This window comes from Streptomyces sp. NPDC043996 (assembly GCF_056435225.1).
In genome coordinates, this window is record NZ_JBWKEY010000005.1 from 82994 (window position 1) to 100279 (window position 17286).

The following is a 17286-nucleotide window of genomic DNA, read 5'->3' on the forward strand; positions in this document are numbered from 1 at the left end:
GAGGGGCCGGGGCGGCTCCCTGGGTCGGGTGTGCGGCTCCGGTAAGGCGTGAAGATGGCTGGTACATGTTACGGCCGCCGAGCCGGGAACGCACCGTCTTTTTCAGGAGGAGCGGTCACCTGTTCTCCCGTGGCGCGGGCACCCGTTTTCCGGGCGCGTGGGGTGCCGTTTTTCCGGGCGCGTGGGGTGCCGTTTCCAGGAGAGCGCGAGGCGTGCTTTCCAGCCCGACTACGACCGGATTTCGACGGCTGGAGGGCCACTTTTCGGCCGTAGGCAGCGCCATAGACAGCGCCATAGACGGCGCCGTAGACAGCCACGGCGAGTCCTAGGGGCAGCCGTTTTCCCATAGCGCCTTTCTCAGGTGTGCCGCCCGCGTTCCCTAGGTGTGCCGCCCGCGATGCGGACCGTCATGTTCCGATGGACGGGATCGTCACCCTCCGCAGGCGCGGACCGCCGTTTTCGGCTGTCAGTGGTGGGTGGCAGGATCAAAGACATGTCCGATGCGCTCGATGCCCCACTGGATCCCACTCCGTACGACGCCCTGCTGCTGCTCTCGTTCGGCGGGCCCGAGGGCCCGGACGACGTCGTCCCGTTCCTGGAGAACGTAACCAGGGGCCGCGGCATCCCCAAGGAGCGCCTCAAGGAGGTGGGGCGGCACTACTTCCAGTTCGGCGGCGTCAGCCCCATCAACGACCAGAACCGCGCCCTGCTCGACGCCCTGCGCAAGGACTTCGCGGACCACGGCCTCGACCTGCCGGTGTACTGGGGCAACCGCAACTGGTCGCCGTATCTGACGGACACCCTGCGCGAGCTGTCCCGCGACGGCCGCCGCCGCGTCCTCACCCTCGCCACCAGCGCCTACGCCTCGTACTCGGGCTGCAGGCAGTACCGCGAGAACCTCGCGGACGCCCTGGCCACGCTCCAGGAGGAGGGCCTGGACGTGCCGCGCGTGGACAAGCTGCGGCACTACTTCAACCACCCGGGCTTCGCGCGCCCCATGACCGACGGCGTCCTGAAGTCACTCGCCGACCTCCCCGAGGAGGTGCGCGACGGAGCGCACCTGGCGTTCACCACGCACTCCATCCCGACCGCCGCGGCCGACACCTCGGGCCCGGCGGCGGACCACGGCGACGGCGGGGCGTATGTGCGACAGCACCTGGACGTCGCGCGGGTCATCGCGGAGGCGGTGCGCGCGGAGACCGGAGTCGACCGCCCCTGGGAGCTCGTCTACCAGTCGCGCTCCGGAGCGCCGCACATCCCGTGGCTGGAGCCGGACATCTGCGACCACCTGGAGGAGCGGCACGCCGCCGGCGCGCCCGCCGTGGTGATGGTCCCGATCGGCTTCGTGTCGGACCACATGGAGGTCCTGTACGACCTCGACACCGAGGCCACGGCCAAGGCGGCGGAGCTGGGCCTGCCCGTCCGGCGCTCGGCCACCGTGGGCGCCGACCCGCGGTTCGCCGCGGCCGTGCGCGAGCTCGTCCTGGAGCGCGCCGCCGCCGAGAGCGGCCGTCCCGTGGCGCCCTGCGCCCTGGGCGCGCTCGGCCCGAGCCACGACCTGTGCCCGGTGGGCTGCTGCCCCGCACGCAGCCCGAAGCCCGCCGCCGCGGGCGCCGACAGCCCGTTCGCGTAAGGAGCCCCCGTGACGGACCCCGCCGCCCCCGCCGACCGCGCCGCCTCGGACGCCTCCGACGCCCTGAAGGCCGAACTCCTCGTCGTCGCCCTGGAGGCCGCGCACCGCGCCGGTGAGCTGCTGCGCGACGGCCGCCCTGACGACCTGGGGGTGGCCGCCACCAAGAGCAGCGCCGTCGACGTCGTCACCGAGATGGACATCGCCTCCGAAAAGCTGATCACGGACTTCCTCGCCGCCCGCAGACCCGGGGACGGCGTGCTCGGCGAGGAGGGCGCGAGCACCGAGAGCAGCAGCGGCATCCAGTGGGTGATCGACCCCATCGACGGCACGGTGAACTATCTGTACGGGCGCCCGGACTGGGCGGTGTCGATCGCGGCCCGCCGCACCGGCGAGGGCGGCGAGACCCTGGTGGGCGTCGTGCACGCGCCCGTGCGGGGCGAGACGTACCGAGCGGTGCTCGGCCAGGGCGCGTACGTCAACGACCGCCTCGCGCGCACCCGCCCCGCACCGCCGTTCGACCAGGCGCTGATCGGCACGGGCTTCGGGTACGTCGCCGAGCGCCGCGCCCACCAGGCCGAGGTGGTCCGGGAGCTGCTGCCGCGCGTGCGGGACATCCGGCGCAGCGGCTCGGCGGCCATCGACCTGTGCGACGTGGCCACGGGCCGCCTGGACGCGTACTACGAACGCGGCCTGAACCCTTGGGACTTCGCCGCCGGAGACCTGGTGGCCCGCGAGGCGGGCGCGCTCACCGGCGGCCGCCCCGGCGAGCCCCTGTCGGGCGAACTGACGGTGGCGGGCCCGCCTGGCCTCTTCGAGCCGCTGCGGGCGTTCCTGGACGAGCGCGGCGCCTGGCACGACTGACGCCGAGCGACGACGGACACGACGCTACGACAGGCACGACGCGACGACGGACACGACGCGACGACAGGCACGACGCGACGACAGGCACGACGCGGAGACGGACCCGCCCCAGACCCGCCCCAGTCACGCCCCAGACCCGAGCCAGACCCGCCCCAGACACGACAGGGCCCCAGTCCCGCGGGCGCGGAACCGGGGCCCTGTCGTGCGAGCTCAGGTGCTGATCAGGAGGTCGACACGGCGACTTCCACGCCGTGTTCGGCGGCCAGGCGGTGCAGATCCTCCAGCTCGGCCAGCTCGACCTCGGCCAAGAAGTCGTCGCCCGTTTCGCGGGCCTGCGCGAGGTCGGATTCCGTGGCCTTTATGCGCTGCAGGAGACCTGCGGTGAATGCGTCCATGGTTGCGCCCCCTCGGCTGGGTCGTGTGGGTCGGTGGCACGGGGGTGTGCCGGTGTGTCTTAGAAGGGGCGATCACGTCCGACGCCGCCCACTGCGTGAAGCAGGTCGTGGCGCGTCACATACGAAGCGTGATCGCGGGGTGTAAGGCCGTCCTCCCCTCGCCCCTCCTCAGAGAAACCTCAACCCGGAGAGAAGTCCGAGAAATTCCCGTGCTCCTGGGACGGGGAGCCGTCTTACAGCCGGTTTATGGCCGAAAGGGGCAGGATGGAGGCCTCACCCCCAGATCAGACCTGCCTCGCTCACGGGAGAAACCGGAGCCGGGCACAGCGGAAGGACAGCGACGTGCGTGTACTCGTCGTCGAGGACGAGCAGCTGCTCGCCGATGCGGTGGCCACCGGACTGCGCCGGGAGGCCATGGCCGTCGACGTCGTGTACGACGGCGCGGCCGCCCTGGAGCGCATCGGCGTGAACGACTACGACGTGGTCGTCCTGGACCGCGACCTGCCCCTGGTGCACGGCGACGACGTCTGCCGCAAGATCGTCGAGCTCGGCATGCCGACCCGCGTCCTGATGCTCACGGCCTCCGGCGACGTCAGCGACCGCGTCGAGGGCCTGGAGATCGGCGCCGACGACTACCTCCCCAAGCCCTTCGCGTTCAGCGAGCTCACCGCCCGCGTGCGCGCCCTCGGGCGGCGCACCAGCGTCCCGCTGCCGCCCGTCCTGGAGCGCGCCGGCATCAAGCTCGACCCGAACCGCCGCGAGGTGTTCCGCGAGGGCCGTGAGATCCAGCTGGCCCCCAAGGAGTTCGCGGTCCTGGAGGTGCTCATGCGCAGCGAGGGCGCCGTGGTCTCCGCCGAGCAGCTCCTGGAGAAGGCCTGGGACGAGAACACCGACCCGTTCACCAACGTCGTCCGCGTCACGGTCATGACCCTGCGCCGCAAGCTCGGCGAGCCGGCCGTCATCGTCACGGTCCCCGGCTCGGGCTACCGGATCTGACGCGGTGGCCGCGACCCCGGCGCCACCAGCGGCGCCCCCGAAGCCCACGTGGGACCCCAGGAAGGCCGAGCCGCCCTTCCCGTGGCTGCGCCCCACCATCCGCATAAGGCTCACGCTCCTGTACGGCGGCATGTTCCTGATCGCGGGCATCCTGCTGCTCTCGATCATCTACTTGCTGGCCGCGCAGGCGCTGAACACGGGCAACGAACCGCTGTTCAAGATCGTGGGCGGCAGAGAGATCAGGGTGACCAGCGACAACTGCCCGCAGGCCGCCTCGGGCAATCTGACGCTCACGGAGTTCAACTCCGCGATCAGCTCGTGCACGGACCACCAGCGCCAGGTCGCCCTGGACAACCTCCTGAGCCGCTCGCTGCTCGCCCTGCTCGGCCTCGCCGTGATCGCCTTCGCCTTCGGGTACGCGATGGCGGGCCGCGTCCTGTCCCCGCTGGGCCGCATCACGCGCACCGCCCGCCGGGTGGCGGGCACGGACCTGACGCGCCGCATCGAACTGGACGGCCCCGACGACGAGTTGAAGGAGCTCTCCGACACCTTCGACGAGATGCTGGACCGCCTGGAGCGGGCCTTCACGGCCCAGCAGCGCTTCGTCGGCAACGCCTCGCACGAGCTGCGCACCCCGCTGGCGATCAACCGCACGCTCCTGGAAGTGCAGCTCTCGGACCCGAACGCGCCGCCCGAGCTCCAGCAGCTCGGCAAGACGCTGCTCGCCACCAACGAGCGCAGCGAGCAGCTCGTGGAGGGCCTGCTGCTCCTGGCCCGCAGCGACAACCAGATCGTCGAGCGCAAGCCCGTGGACCTGGCCGAGGTCGCCGACCGCGCCGTCGACCAGGCGCGGGCCGAGGCCGACAGCAAGGGCGTCGAGATCCGCGGCGAGCGCCATCTGGCGATCGTGCAGGGCAACGGCGTCCTCCTGGAGCGCATCGCGCTGAACCTGGTGCAGAACGCCGTTCGGTACAACGTGAAGGAGAACGGCTGGGTCGAGGTGACCACCGAGGCCCAGCACGGCCAGGCCGTGCTCGTGGTGACCAACACCGGACCCGTGGTGCCCGCGTACGAGGTCGACAACCTCTTCGAGCCCTTCCGCAGGCTCCGCACGGAGCGGACGGGCAGCGACAAGGGAGTGGGTCTCGGCCTGTCCATCGCCCGGTCGGTGGCGCGGGCGCACGGGGGCCGTATCATCGCGGAGCCGCGCGAGGGGGGAGGGCTCGTGATGCGTGTCACCCTGCAGATCTGAGATGCTGCCGCGTGGCGCGCGGATGTTCGCTTTGAGCGGAATTTTCGGGACCTGTTCCCGGAGATTTCGTGTGTGATCGATCACAGGAGCGAATTTTTAGCCCTCTACTCTCCGTGACCGCGAAAGTCGTCGGAAAGCCGGGAAAATCCGGGTTTTCAGGTGTCTTGATCACGGGAAGTACACGGGGTGGCGCCCGTGAAGTGCGACATTCGGACCGTGTACGGTCCCGATCGCCATCCAAACCGATCACCTCTTCAGGGGTGCGGTTGGGTGTCGATTGAGTAACAGACCTTGATGTGAGGCAAAATCTCCGCCTCAGGTCGGGCACAAGTCCGGCCTCTCACGCGTTACGTGCGCTGAGACACCCGCAGACACCCAGAGGGGGAGAGCGACATGGCAACGGACTACGACACCCCACGCAAGACCGACGACGACGTCGACTCGGACAGCCTTGAAGAGCTGAAGGCCCGGCGGAACGACAAGTCGGCCTCGGCCGTCGACGTCGACGAGTTCGAGGCCGCCGAAGGCCTTGAGCTGCCCGGCGCGGACCTGTCCAACGAGGAGCTCGCCGTCCGCGTGCTTCCCAAGCAGCAGGACGAGTTCACCTGCATGAGCTGCTTCCTGGTGCACCACCGCAGCCAGCTGGCCAGGGAGAAGAACGGCCAGCCGATCTGCCGCGACTGCGACTGAGCGGGGTCGGCCGTGACTGGCTCGACCCCGCCCGGGAAGAACCGCTTCGGCGACCACGAAGCGGACGCGCAGGCGCCCGACGGCGCGACGGACGCGGAGCGAGGCCCTGAGGCCTCGCTCAGGCCCGTCGGCGCCCCGGGAGCGGCTCCCGCGGGCCCGGCGGGCCCCCTGGGCCCCAGCGGGGCGCAGAACGGCGCTGAGGCGGCTTATGAGGCGGTTCCCGCACTCATGCACCGGGCAGCGGTGCGGACGTCGCCCCAGGCCGCCGTCGAGGCCGTGGAGCAGGACACGACGGCGGGAGGCGAGGGCCCCACGACCAAGGGCAAGCGCTTCGCCGCCGTCGCGAACGGCCTGAAGGACGGGGTGCGCCGCGGCGGCCGCGGCGCCAAGGCCGGCATCGGCTATCTCGCCGACCGGATCATCGAGAACGCCCCCCGGGTCCCCGTGCGGGACCTGGCCACGCTCCGCAAGCAGTTCCCGGGCCTCGGCCCCGAGCAGCTCGCGGACAAGCTCATCGCCGGCGCGGCGAACGCGACCTCCACGGTGGGCGCCGGAATCGGCGCCGCGGCCATGCTGCCGGTGCCCCCGGCCATGCCCGCCGAACTCGCCGCCGAGATCACCGGCGTCGCCGCCATAGAGCTCAAGCTGATCGCCGAGCTCTATGAGGTGTACGGACAGCGCCCGCCCGGCAACCTCAAGGAGCGCAGCTCCGCGTATCTGCGCTCGTGGACCGAGGAGCGCGGGATCGACGTGGCCAAGCCGCTGTCGATAAACGCCGCCCTGGGCGGCCAGATGAAGCGCGAGCTGCGCCAGCAGATCATGAAGCGGATGGTGCGGAACCTGCCGAACCTGATGCCCTTCATGGTGGGCGCGGCGGCCGGCGCCTTCATGAACCGGCGGGACACCAAGAAGCTCGCGGAGCGCATCCGCGCGGACCTGCGCCGGTCCCAGGTGCCCTGGGACGCCCTCACCGAGCTGCCGCCGCTGCCGGGCCCCAAGGAGCTGGACGCCTAGTCTTCGACGGCCGCGGCCGCGGGGCCGCGAGCCCTTATCAGCGGGCCCTTTGCGGGCAGGCTTAGCCCTTTACGAGCAGGCTTATGGGCAGGCCCTTACGAGAGGGCCCTTATGCGGCCCGCACCGCCTCCAGCGCCTTCGCCAGCGCCTCCGGGTTCCTCGTCGACACGTACACGTACGGCGTCGGGTCCTCGGGATCCGTGATCTCCACGCGCAGCGCCGTCGGGATGTAGCTGCGCAGGACCATGAACGCGCGCGGGTCCGCCTTGTGGGTCCGCCAGGCGCGGGCCTCCGCGGCGTCCAGCGGCTGTGCGGCGCCCAGCGCCGTGACCGGGATCTTCGCCTCGCCCGCGACCAGGAAACCCGCGACGACACGGATGCGGACCGAGCCGTAGGCGCTGGTGAGCACCGCCGCGAGCGCGGTCCCGCCGACCAGGCCGCACAGGAGCGGCAGCGTCCCCAGCGGCAGCAGCATCAGGCCCGTCGCGAAACCGACGAGGGCCGAGATGAGCCACCACGAACGGGGCGCGGTCAGGCGTTCTTCGTAAGACTGCATACGGCCAAGCTTGGCATGGTGCGCGACCTCGGCTGACGCGGAGGTAAGGTCTGCGCCTGTGAGTGGTACAACAGCGGCCTTGCGGCCCCCGGCCGACGCCATACCCCCCGTGCGTCACCCCGACGCGCCCGCGCCGGGCGAGCTGATCGGCGCGCACTACGCGCACTGCTTCGGCTGCGGCGGGGGCCAGGACCACGGTCTGCACCTCGCGGCGCGGGCCGGTGAAGGCGTCACCGTCACCGCCGAGTTCACGGTGCGCGAGGCGCACCAGGGGGCGCCGGGCCTCGCCCACGGCGGCGTGCTCGCGACCGCGCTCGACGAGACGCTCGGCTCCCTGAACTGGCTGCTGCGGGTGATCGCCGTGACCGGACGCCTGGAGACCGACTTCGCACGCCCCGTGCCGGTCGGCACGGTCCTGTTCCTGGAGGCCGAGGTCACCGCCGTCGCCGGACGGAAGATCTACTCGAAGGCCACCGGACGGATAGGCGGCCCCGAGGGGCCCGTCGCCGTGCGAGCCGACGCCCTCTTCATCGAGGTGAAGGTCGACCACTTCATCGACAACGGCCGCCCCCAGGAGATCAGGGCGGCCATGAACGACCCGGACCAGATCCGCCGTGCCCGCGCTTTCGAGGTGAACCCGTGACCGACCGAGCCCCCTTGGACGTGCTGATCCGGCGCGTCGACCCCGACGTACCGCTGCCGTCGTACGCGATGCCCGGCGACGCCGGAGCCGATGTGCGCACGACCGAGGCCTGCGAACTCGCGCCCGGTGAGCGCGCGGTGCTGCCGACGGGGGTTTCCATCGCCCTGCCCGAGGGGTACGCGGCCTTCGTGCACCCCCGCTCCGGCCTCGCCGCCCGCTGCGGTGTCGCCATGGTGAATGCCCCAGGGACGATTGATGCCGGGTACCGTGGGGAGATCAAGGTGATCGTGGTGAATCTCGACCCGCGCGAGAGCGTGCGGTTCGAGCGCTTCGACCGGATTGCCCAACTGGTCGTCCAGCAGGTCGAGACGGTCCGCTTCCAGGAGGTGGCGGAGCTTCCCGACTCGGCGCGGGCCGAGGGGGGATTCGGGTCCACCGGCGGCCACGCCGCCGTGGGCGTCAGCTCGGGTGGACAAACGGGTGGGAATCAATACGCGTCGGTCGTATCCGACCGGGAAGGACAGTGACGTGTTCGGACGTCGCAAGAAGAGTGGTGCCGCCGAGGACGCGGCGAGCGAGGCCGAGCAGGTCGTCGACAGCGCTGAGAACGCCGAGGACGCCGCGCCGCAGCGCGTGCGCCTGGAGCCGGAGCCGCGCCCGGACGGGCCGTGGGACGTCTCCGAGGTCCTCGAGCCCGGCGAGGGCCGGGTGGATCTCGGCGGGCTCTTCGTGCCGGGGGTCGAGGGCATGGAGCTGCGGGTGGAGGTCGCGGGCGACGCGATCGTCGCGGCCACCGTCGTGCTCCAGGACAGCGCCGTCCAGCTGCAGGGCTTCGCCGCTCCCAAGCGGGAGGGCATCTGGGGCGAGGTGCGCGAGGAGATCGCCTCCGGCATCACCCAGCAGGGCGGGGTCATCGACGAGGTCGAGGGGCCGCTCGGCTGGGAGCTGCGCGCCCAGGTGCCGGTGCAGCTGCCGGACGGGACCAGCGGGTTCCAGGTCGTCAGGTTCGTGGGCGTGGACGGCCCGCGCTGGTTCCTGCGCGGAGTGATCTCCGGGCAGGGCGCGGTGCAGCCGGGGGCCGCGGGGCTTCTCGAGCAGATCTTCCGGGACACGGTCGTGGTCCGTGGCGAGGGCCCGATGGCCCCGCGCGACCCGATCGTCCTGAAGCTGCCGGACGACGCGCAGATGGTCGCCGAGGGCGTTCAGCAGGAGGACCAGGAGACCTCGCGCTTCTCGGGCGGCATGGGCCAGCTCGCGCGCGGCCCCGAGATCACCGAGGTCCGCTGACGGCGTCGCGTCGGCCGCCGGTGCCCGCGCCGGTGCCGGTCGCTGACCCCCGTACCGCTGGCGGGTTCAAGCGGAACGAGGGGTTCGATTCGGCCGCCGCCGTGTTGTGGCAGGCCACGGCCGTGTCCGTGTAGCAGGCGTCACAGCAGCCTCAAATGTTGCGAGCCAATGGGCCGCACTCCCTTTTAGGGGGTGCGGCCCATTGGCGTTTTCGCTGGCCGTAGGGAATGCCGTAAGAGACTCGTCAACGCGGCGCCAATGGCCGTAAGGGAGACGTCAACGACGATCGGAACCCGCCATCGAGACGGTTTCCTCGTCACGTCAGTAATTCCGAATCTCATCTAGGAGCACACGATGGCCGACGTGGCCTTCGTAGTCACCACGATCGCGGTCTTCGCGCTGGTGGCCCTCGTCGCCAAGGGGGTGGCAAAGCTGTGACCGCCGAAAACATCGTCGGCCTCGTCGTGGCCGTCGCCCTTCTGGGCTATCTCGTCCTCGCCCTTGTGTTCCCGGAGAGGTTCTGAGTCCTCATATGAGTCCCGTACTCGCTGGCGTGCTCCAGCTGCTCGCGCTCATCGCCGCGCTGGCCCTCGCGTACCGTCCCCTCGGCGACTACATGGCCGGCGTCTACTCCTCCGAGAAGCACCTGCGCGTCGAGAAGTGGATCTACAAGGGCATCGGTGCCAACCCCAGCACCGAGATGCGCTGGCCCGCCTATCTGCGCGGCGTGCTCGCCTTCTCCGCGGCCAGCCTGCTCTTCCTGTACCTGCTGCAGCGGCTCCAGGGCTCCCTGCCCGGCTCGCTCGGCTTCAAGGCGATCGACCCCGACCAGGCCTTCAACACGGCCGCGTCGTTCACCGCCAACACCAACTGGCAGTCGTACTACGGCGAGCAGGCCATGGGCCACGTCGTGCAGACCGCCGGTCTGGCCGTGCAGAACTTCGTCTCCGCGGCCGTCGGCATCGCCGTCGCCGTGGCGCTCGTCCGCGGCTTCGCGCGCTCGCGCACCGGTGAGCTCGGCAACTTCTGGGCCGACCTGGTCCGCGGTGTCATCCGCATCCTGATCCCGATCTCCGTGATCGGCGCGCTCATCCTGGTCGCCTGCGGCGCCATCCAGAACTTCTCCGGCATCCACGAGGTCGGCCAGTTCATGGGCGGCTCGCAGGAGTGGAACGGCGGCGCGGTCGCCTCGCAGGAAGTCATCAAGGAGCTGGGCACCAACGGCGGCGGTTACTTCAACGCCAACTCCGCCCACCCCTTCGAGAACCCGAACCCGATCTCGAACCTCTTCGAGATCTTCCTGATCCTCGTCATCCCGTTCGCCCTGACCCGCACGTTCGGCAAGATGGTCGGCTCGGTCAAGCAGGGCTACGCGATCCTCGCGACGATGGCGACGATCTGGATCGGCTTCACCGCCCTGATGATGTGGACCGAGTTCCACCACGGCGGCCCGGCGTTCGACCTCGCGGGCGGCGCGACGGAGGGCAAGGAGACCCGCTTCGGCATCGGCGGCTCGGCGATCTTCTCGGTCGCCACCACGCTCACCTCGACCGGCGCGGTCAACTCCTTCCACTCCTCCAACACCGGCTTCGGCGGCGGCATCAACCTGCTCGGCATGCAGCTCGGCGAGATCGCGCCCGGTGGTACCGGCTCCGGCCTCTACGGCATGCTCATCATGGCGATCATCGCGGTGTTCATCGCGGGTCTGATGGTCGGACGCACGCCGGAGTACCTGGGCAAGAAGATCAGCACCCGCGAGATCAAGCTCGCGGCCTGCTACATCCTCGTCACGCCCGCGCTCGTCCTCGGCTTCACCGGCGCCTCCATGGCCATGGACACGCCGAAGAACTCGATGACGAACAGCGGCGCCCACGGCTTCTCCGAGATCCTGTACGCCTTCACCTCCGGAGCCAACAACAACGGCTCGGCCTTCGCGGGTCTGAACGCGGACACCCAGTGGTTCAACACCACCATCGGTCTCGCGATGCTGCTCGGCCGCTTCCTGCCGATGGTGTTCGTCCTCGCGCTCGCCGGATCGCTGGCCGAGCAGAAGCCCATCCCGGCGACGGCGGGCACCCTGCGCACCGAGAAGCCGCTGTTCACGGGCCTCCTGGTCGGCACCATCATGATCATTACCGGTCTGACGTACTTCCCGGCGCTCGCGCTCGGGCCGCTCGCTGAGGGTCTGGCGTCATGACCACCGAAACCAAGAAGCAAGAGGAGCGCAGCTCCATGACGACCGCTACTCCCACGCGCGCGCCGCACCAGGACGTGCCGACCGGCCACAAGCCGGACGACGGCAGGGTCGGCGGCGGTCTGTTCGACCCCAAGCAGCTCCTGAAGTCGTTCCCGGACGCCATCAAGAAGCTCGACCCGCGGGTGATGGTCAAGTCTCCCGTGATGTTCGTGGTCCTGATCGGATCGGTGTTCACCACGATCCTCGCCGTCAAGGACCCGGGCGACTGGTTCGGCTGGGCGATCGCCGGCTGGCTGTGGCTGACCACGATCTTCGCGAACCTCGCGGAGGCGGTCGCCGAGGGCCGCGGCAAGGCCCAGGCCGACACCCTGCGCAAGGCCAAGACCGACACGGTCGCCCGGCGCCTGTCCGCCGACGGCAAGACCGAGGAGCAGGTGCCCGGCACCGCGCTCAAGATCGGTGACCTGGTCGTCTGCGAGGCCGGCGACGTCATCCCCGGCGACGGCGACGTCGTCGAGGGCGTGGCCAGCGTCGACGAGTCGGCGATCACCGGTGAGTCGGCGCCCGTCATCCGCGAGTCCGGCGGTGACCGGTCCGCGGTCACGGGCGGCACGAAGGTCCTCTCCGACCGCGTCGTCATCAAGATCACGACGAAGCCCGGCGAGACCTTCATCGACCGGATGATCAACCTGGTCGAGGGCGCGGCCCGGCAGAAGACACCCAACGAGATCGCGCTGAACATCCTGCTCGCCTCGCTGACCATCGTCTTCCTGCTCGCGGTCGTCACGCTGCAGCCGTTCGCGGTGTACGCCGGTGCCGAGCAGTCCATGATCGTGCTCTGCGCGCTCCTGGTCTGCCTCATCCCGACGACCATCGGCGCCCTGCTCTCCGCGATCGGCATCGCGGGCATGGACCGCCTGGTCCAGCGCAACGTCCTCGCGATGTCCGGGCGTGCCGTCGAGGCCGCCGGTGACGTCTCCACGCTGCTGCTCGACAAGACGGGCACCATCACGCTCGGCAACCGCCAGGCCGCCGAGTTCGTGCCGGTGCGCGGCACCACCGAGGCCGAGGTGGCCGACGCCGCCCAGCTGTCGTCGCTCGCCGACGAGACGCCCGAGGGCCGCTCCATCGTGGTCCTCGCCAAGGAGAAGTACGGCCTGCGCGAGCGCCACCAGGGCGAGCTCGTGGACGCCGAGTGGATCGCCTTCACCGCCCAGACCCGCATGTCGGGTGTGGACGTCGACGGGCGCAAGGTCCGCAAGGGCGCGACCGGCTCGGTCGTCGCCTGGGTCGAGGAGCGCGGCGGCACGGTCACGGCCGAGGCGCAGGAGCTCACCGACAAGATCTCGCAGGCGGGCGGCACGCCGCTGCTCGTGGCCCGGGAGGACGCCGACGGCGCCCGGGTGCTCGGTGTCATCCACCTCAAGGACGTCGTCAAGGAGGGCATGCGGGAGCGGTTCGACGAACTGCGCCGCATGGGCATCAAGACCGTCATGATCACGGGTGACAACCCGCTGACGGCCAAGGCGATCGCCGACGAGGCGGGCGTGGACGACTTCCTCGCGGAGGCCACGCCCGAGGACAAGATGGCGCTGATCAAGCGCGAGCAGGCCGGTGGCAAGCTCGTCGCGATGACGGGTGACGGCACCAACGACGCCCCGGCGCTCGCGCAGGCCGACGTCGGCGTGGCCATGAACACCGGTACCTCGGCCGCCAAGGAGGCCGGGAACATGGTGGACCTGGACTCCAACCCGACGAAGCTCATCGAGATCGTCGAGATCGGCAAGCAGCTCCTCATCACCCGTGGCGCGCTGACCACCTTCTCGATCGCCAACGACGTCGCGAAGTACTTCGCGATCATCCCGGCGATGTTCGCGGTGGTCTACCCGGGCCTGGACAAGCTCAACATCATGGACCTGTCCAGCCCCAAGTCCGCGATCCTGTCGGCCGTCATCTTCAACGCGCTGATCATCGTGGCCCTGGTGCCGCTGGCCCTGAAGGGCGTGCAGTACCGGCCCATGAGCGCGGACAAGATGCTGAGGCGCAACCTCGGCATCTACGGCCTCGGCGGTCTGGTCGCGCCGTTCATCGGCATCAAGCTCATCGACCTGATCATCTCCCTCATCCCTGGCATTGGGTGACTTGGCATGAATAACTCCGTAGGAAACACCGCCCGGTTGCTGGGCGCCGGCCTGCGTGCCGTGCTCGTCCTGACCGTGGTCTGCGGCGTGATCTACCCGCTCGTCGTCACCGGCGTCGCCCAGGCCCTCTTCAACGACAAGGCCAACGGCTCGGAGATCAAGGACGGCGGCAAGGTCGTCGGCTCCGAGCTCATCGGCCAGCGCTATGACCTGCCCCTGAAGAAGGGCCAGGAGACCCCGGAGCCGGACCTGAAGTGGTTCCAGCCCCGGCCGTCCAACGGGCTCGGCGAGAACAGCGTGAACACGAAGTACAAGCTGATCCTGTCGGGTGCCACCAACCTCTCGGGCGACTCCGGCGCCATCGAGAAGGACGGCAAGCAGGTCTGTGACCCCAAGGCCACGGAAGGGCTGTGCGCCCAGGTGAAGGCCGCCCAGGACGCCGTCGTCAAGGACAACTCGACGGCCGGCTTCAAGGTCAAGGTCTCGGACATCCCGGCGGAGGCCGTCACCTCCTCGGGCTCGGGCCTGGACCCGCACATCACGCCGAAGTACGCCGACCTCCAGGCGCACCGCGTCGCCGAGAAGAACGGCCTGAACGTCAAGGACGTCGAGAAGCTGGTCGACGAGCACACCGACGGCCGCATCCTCGGCTTCATGGGTGAGCCCCGGGTGAACGTCCTGAAGCTCAACATCGCCCTGAAGCACCTCGTGGCGGACAAGGGCTGACACCCCCGCTCACGGGCACGGCCCGCGGGACCCGGATGATCCGGGTCCCGCGGGCCTTTCCTCGTCCGAGAGACGCCCACGCCCGCGGACAACCCGGCCGACGACCGGCGGCCGAGTATCCGGAAAGGCCGAAAATCGCGCGTAAATGAGGGCTCCTGACGCAACCCTGGGCATCAGGGTTGCGTCAAGGAGCCCCCGGAACGTCTCGCTCACCCGATTTGCCGTAATTATTGGCCGTAAGGTCGACGCTGCGTACACAGCAGTTTCAGGAAGACAATGAGGCCATGGCACGCGGCAAGCTTCGGATCTATCTCGGTGCGGCACCGGGCGTCGGCAAGACGTACGCGATGCTCTCCGAGGCGCACCGGCGGATCGAGCGCGGCACCGACTGTGTCGTGGCCTTCGTGGAGCACCACAACCGGCCACGCACCGAGGTGATGCTGCACGGCCTGGAGCAGGTGCCGCGCAAGGAGCTCGAGTACCGCGGCTCGCGCTTCACGGAGATGGACGTGGACGCGGTCCTGACGCGCGCCCCCGCCGTCGCCCTGGTCGACGAGCTCCCGCACACCAACGTGCCGGGCTCGCGCAACGCCAAGCGCTGGCAGGACATCGAGGAACTCCTCGACGCCGGCATCGATGTCATATCCACCGTGAACATCCAGCACCTGGAGTCGCTCGGCGACGTGGTCGAGTCGATCACCGGGGTGCGTCAGCGCGAGACGGTGCCCGACGAGGTGGTGCGGCGCGCGGACCAGATCGAACTGGTCGACATGTCGCCGCAGGCCCTGCGCCGCCGCATGGCGCACGGCAACATCTACAAGGCCGACAAGGTCGACGCCGCCCTCGCGAACTACTTCCGCCCGGGCAACCTCACCGCACTGCGCGAGCTGGCCCTGCTGTGGGTCGCGGACCGCGTGGACGAGTACCTCCAGCAGTACCGCGGCGAGCACAACATCCGCTCCACCTGGCAGGCCCGCGAGCGCATCGTCATCGGCCTGACCGGCGGACCCGAGGGCCGCACCCTGATCCGCCGGGCCGCCCGGATGGCGGCGAAAGGTTCCGGCAGCGAGATCCTCGCCGTCTACATCGCCCGCAGCGACGGCCTGACCGCGGCGTCCCCCAAGGAACTCGCGGTCCAGCGCACCCTCGTGGAGGACCTCGGCGGAACGTTCCATCACGTCATCGGCGACGACGTCCCCGCGGCACTGCTCGACTTCTCCCGGGGCGTCAACGCCACCCAGATCGTCCTCGGCTCCTCGCGCCGCAAGGCCTGGCAGTACATGTTCGGGCCCGGCGTCGGCGCGACCGTCGCCCGGGACTCGGGGCCCGACCTCGACGTCCACATCGTCACCCACAGCGAGGTCGCCAAGGGGCGCGGTCTTCCCGTCGCGCGCGGTGCCCGGCTCGGGCGCTCCCGGATCATCTGGGGCTGGCTCGCGGGCATCGTGGGCCCCGCGCTGCTCACGCTGCTGCTCACGCACATCGACGCCGACCTCGGCCTCGCCAACGACATGCTGCTGTTCCTGACCCTGACGGTCGCGGCGGCCCTGCTCGGCGGCATGCTCCCGGCGCTCGCGTCCGCGGCGTTCGGCTCCCTGCTGCTCAACTTCTACTTCACCCCGCCGCTGCACCAGTGGACGATCTCCGACGCCAGGAACATCGTCGCGATCTGCGTCTTCGTCTCCGTCGCCGTCTCCGTCGCCTCCGTGGTCGACCTGGCGGCCCGGCGCACCCACCAGGCGGCCCGGCTGCGGGCGGAGTCCGAGATACTGTCCCACCTCGCGGGCAGCGTGCTGCGCGGCGAGAACAGCCTGGAGGCGCTTCTGGAGACCGTCCGGGAGACCTTCGGCATGGAGGCCGTCGCCCTCCTTGAGCGCGAGGGTGACGTGGCGCCGTGGACCTGCGCGGGCAGCGTCGGCGCCCGTGCCCACGTGGGCCGCCCCGAGGACGCCGACGTGGACGTCCCCGTCGGCGACCACATGGCGCTCGCCCTGTCGGGACGGGTCCTGCCCGCCGAGGACCGGCGCGTGCTCGCCGCGTTCGCCGCGCAGGCCGCCGTGGTCCTGGACCGCCAGCGCCTCCAGTCGCAGGCCGACGAGGCCCGCACCCTCGCCGAGGGCAACCGCATCCGCACCGCCCTGCTCGCCGCCGTCAGCCACGACCTGCGCACCCCGCTCGCCGGGATCAAGGCGGCCGTCACCTCGCTGCGCTCCGAGGACGTGGAGTGGTCCGAGGAGGACCAGGCCGAACTCCTCGAAGGCATCGAGGCGGGCGCCGACCGGCTCGACCACCTGGTCGGCAACCTCCTGGACATGTCCCGGCTGCAGACGGGCACCGTCGCGCCGCTGATCCGCGAGATCGACCTCGACGAGGTGGTGCCGATGGCCCTGGGCGGCGTACCCGACGGCAGCGCGGACCTCGACATCCCCGAGGACCTGCCGATGGTCGCCGTCGACAAGGGCCTCCTGGAGCGCGCCGTCGCCAACATCGTGGAGAACGCCGTCAAGTACGCGCCAGAGAACGCCCCCGTCCTGGTGTCGGCGAGCGCGCTGGGGGAGCGCGTGGAACTGCGGGTAGTGGACCGGGGGCCAGGTGTCCCCGATGACGCAAAGGACCGCATCTTCGAGCCGTTCCAGCGCTACGGTGACGCACCACGAGGCAGTGGCGTCGGCCTCGGCCTCGCCGTCGCCCGCGGCTTCGTGGAATCCATGGGGGGCACCCTCAACGCTGAGGACACCCCCGGTGGCGGCCTCACGATGGTGCTCACGCTGAAGGCGGCGAGCGGCCGACCGCCCGTCGTGCCCGATCTCACCGCCCAGATGATCTCGTGACCGCCACCGACAGCCGCGTACGTGGCAACGACAGCCGCGTGAGCGGCGCTGACAAGCCCGAAAG

16 protein-coding genes are annotated in these 17286 nt (G+C 70.3%); 14 read left to right on the forward strand and 2 right to left on the reverse strand.

Features of this window, described 5'->3' with window-relative positions; all coding sequences use genetic code 11:
* Window positions 1–493 precede the first annotated feature (493 nt).
* Both AC07A4_RS14585 and AC07A4_RS14590 read left to right on the forward strand, forming a co-directional pair.
* Window positions 494–1633 (forward strand): ferrochelatase, encoded by a 1140-nt coding sequence (locus AC07A4_RS14585; protein WP_478597699.1) that lies wholly within the window; start codon window positions 494–496, stop codon window positions 1631–1633.
* A gap of 9 nt (window positions 1634–1642) precedes the next feature.
* On the forward strand, window positions 1643–2494 hold the full coding sequence (locus AC07A4_RS14590) for an inositol monophosphatase family protein (RefSeq protein WP_478597701.1): 852 nt from the start codon (window positions 1643–1645) through the stop codon (window positions 2492–2494).
* A 221-nt stretch (window positions 2495–2715) separates the two neighbouring features.
* On the opposite strand, the gene AC07A4_RS14595 is transcribed toward AC07A4_RS14590, so the two are convergent.
* Window positions 2716–2889, reverse strand: a complete 174-nt coding sequence (locus AC07A4_RS14595) for a hypothetical protein (protein WP_478597703.1) — start codon at window positions 2887–2889, stop codon at window positions 2716–2718.
* Window positions 2890–3231: 342 nt separating this feature from the next.
* On the opposite strand from AC07A4_RS14595, the gene AC07A4_RS14600 reads away from it, so the two are divergent.
* From AC07A4_RS14600 to AC07A4_RS14615, 4 genes are all read left to right on the forward strand, one after another.
* Window positions 3232–3885: a response regulator transcription factor gene (locus AC07A4_RS14600; protein ID WP_030680296.1), complete on the forward strand. Its 654-nt coding sequence runs from the start codon at window positions 3232–3234 to the stop codon at window positions 3883–3885.
* Between the two features lie 4 nt (window positions 3886–3889).
* Window positions 3890–5137 (forward strand): sensor histidine kinase, encoded by a 1248-nt coding sequence (locus AC07A4_RS14605; protein ID WP_478597707.1) that lies wholly within the window; start codon window positions 3890–3892, stop codon window positions 5135–5137.
* A 393-nt stretch (window positions 5138–5530) separates the two neighbouring features.
* A complete protein-coding gene (locus AC07A4_RS14610) occupies window positions 5531–5827 on the forward strand; it encodes a DUF4193 domain-containing protein (protein WP_003993510.1) in 297 nt (98 codons plus the stop codon).
* Between the two features lie 12 nt (window positions 5828–5839).
* On the forward strand, window positions 5840–6841 hold the full coding sequence (locus tag AC07A4_RS14615; protein ID WP_478597714.1) for a hypothetical protein: 1002 nt from the start codon (window positions 5840–5842) through the stop codon (window positions 6839–6841).
* Window positions 6842–6950: 109 nt separating this feature from the next.
* Here AC07A4_RS14615 and AC07A4_RS14620 read toward each other — a convergent pair whose 3' ends face one another.
* Complete coding sequence (locus tag AC07A4_RS14620) at window positions 6951–7397, reverse strand: DUF3093 domain-containing protein (RefSeq protein ID WP_478597716.1); 447 nt, start codon at window positions 7395–7397, stop codon at window positions 6951–6953.
* A gap of 58 nt (window positions 7398–7455) precedes the next feature.
* Between AC07A4_RS14620 and AC07A4_RS14625 the strand changes: the two genes are divergently transcribed.
* From AC07A4_RS14625 to AC07A4_RS14660, 8 genes are all read left to right on the forward strand, one after another.
* Window positions 7456–8040, forward strand: a complete 585-nt coding sequence (locus AC07A4_RS14625) for a PaaI family thioesterase (RefSeq protein WP_478597718.1) — start codon at window positions 7456–7458, stop codon at window positions 8038–8040.
* Window positions 8037–8567 (forward strand): dUTP diphosphatase, encoded by a 531-nt coding sequence (gene dut, locus AC07A4_RS14630; protein WP_478597721.1) that lies wholly within the window; start codon window positions 8037–8039, stop codon window positions 8565–8567. Before AC07A4_RS14625 ends, dut begins: the two co-directional genes overlap by 4 nt.
* Window position 8568: 1 nt before the next feature.
* A complete protein-coding gene (locus AC07A4_RS14635; protein ID WP_478597724.1) occupies window positions 8569–9327 on the forward strand; it encodes a DUF3710 domain-containing protein in 759 nt (252 codons plus the stop codon).
* Window positions 9328–9761: 434 nt separating this feature from the next.
* Complete coding sequence (gene kdpF / locus AC07A4_RS14640; RefSeq protein WP_033264828.1) at window positions 9762–9851, forward strand: K(+)-transporting ATPase subunit F; 90 nt, start codon at window positions 9762–9764, stop codon at window positions 9849–9851.
* Between the two features lie 8 nt (window positions 9852–9859).
* A complete protein-coding gene (gene kdpA / locus AC07A4_RS14645) occupies window positions 9860–11524 on the forward strand; it encodes a potassium-transporting ATPase subunit KdpA (protein ID WP_478597726.1) in 1665 nt (554 codons plus the stop codon).
* Window positions 11521–13665, forward strand: a complete 2145-nt coding sequence (gene kdpB / locus AC07A4_RS14650) for a potassium-transporting ATPase subunit KdpB (protein WP_478597728.1) — start codon at window positions 11521–11523, stop codon at window positions 13663–13665. The genes kdpA and kdpB overlap by 4 nt, the downstream gene beginning before the upstream one ends.
* 6 nt (window positions 13666–13671) lie before the next feature.
* Window positions 13672–14391, forward strand: a complete 720-nt coding sequence (locus tag AC07A4_RS14655) for a potassium-transporting ATPase subunit C (protein ID WP_478597731.1) — start codon at window positions 13672–13674, stop codon at window positions 14389–14391.
* 284 nt (window positions 14392–14675) lie between these two features.
* On the forward strand, window positions 14676–17222 hold the full coding sequence (locus AC07A4_RS14660) for an ATP-binding protein (protein WP_478597734.1): 2547 nt from the start codon (window positions 14676–14678) through the stop codon (window positions 17220–17222).
* Window positions 17223–17286 lie beyond the last annotated feature (64 nt).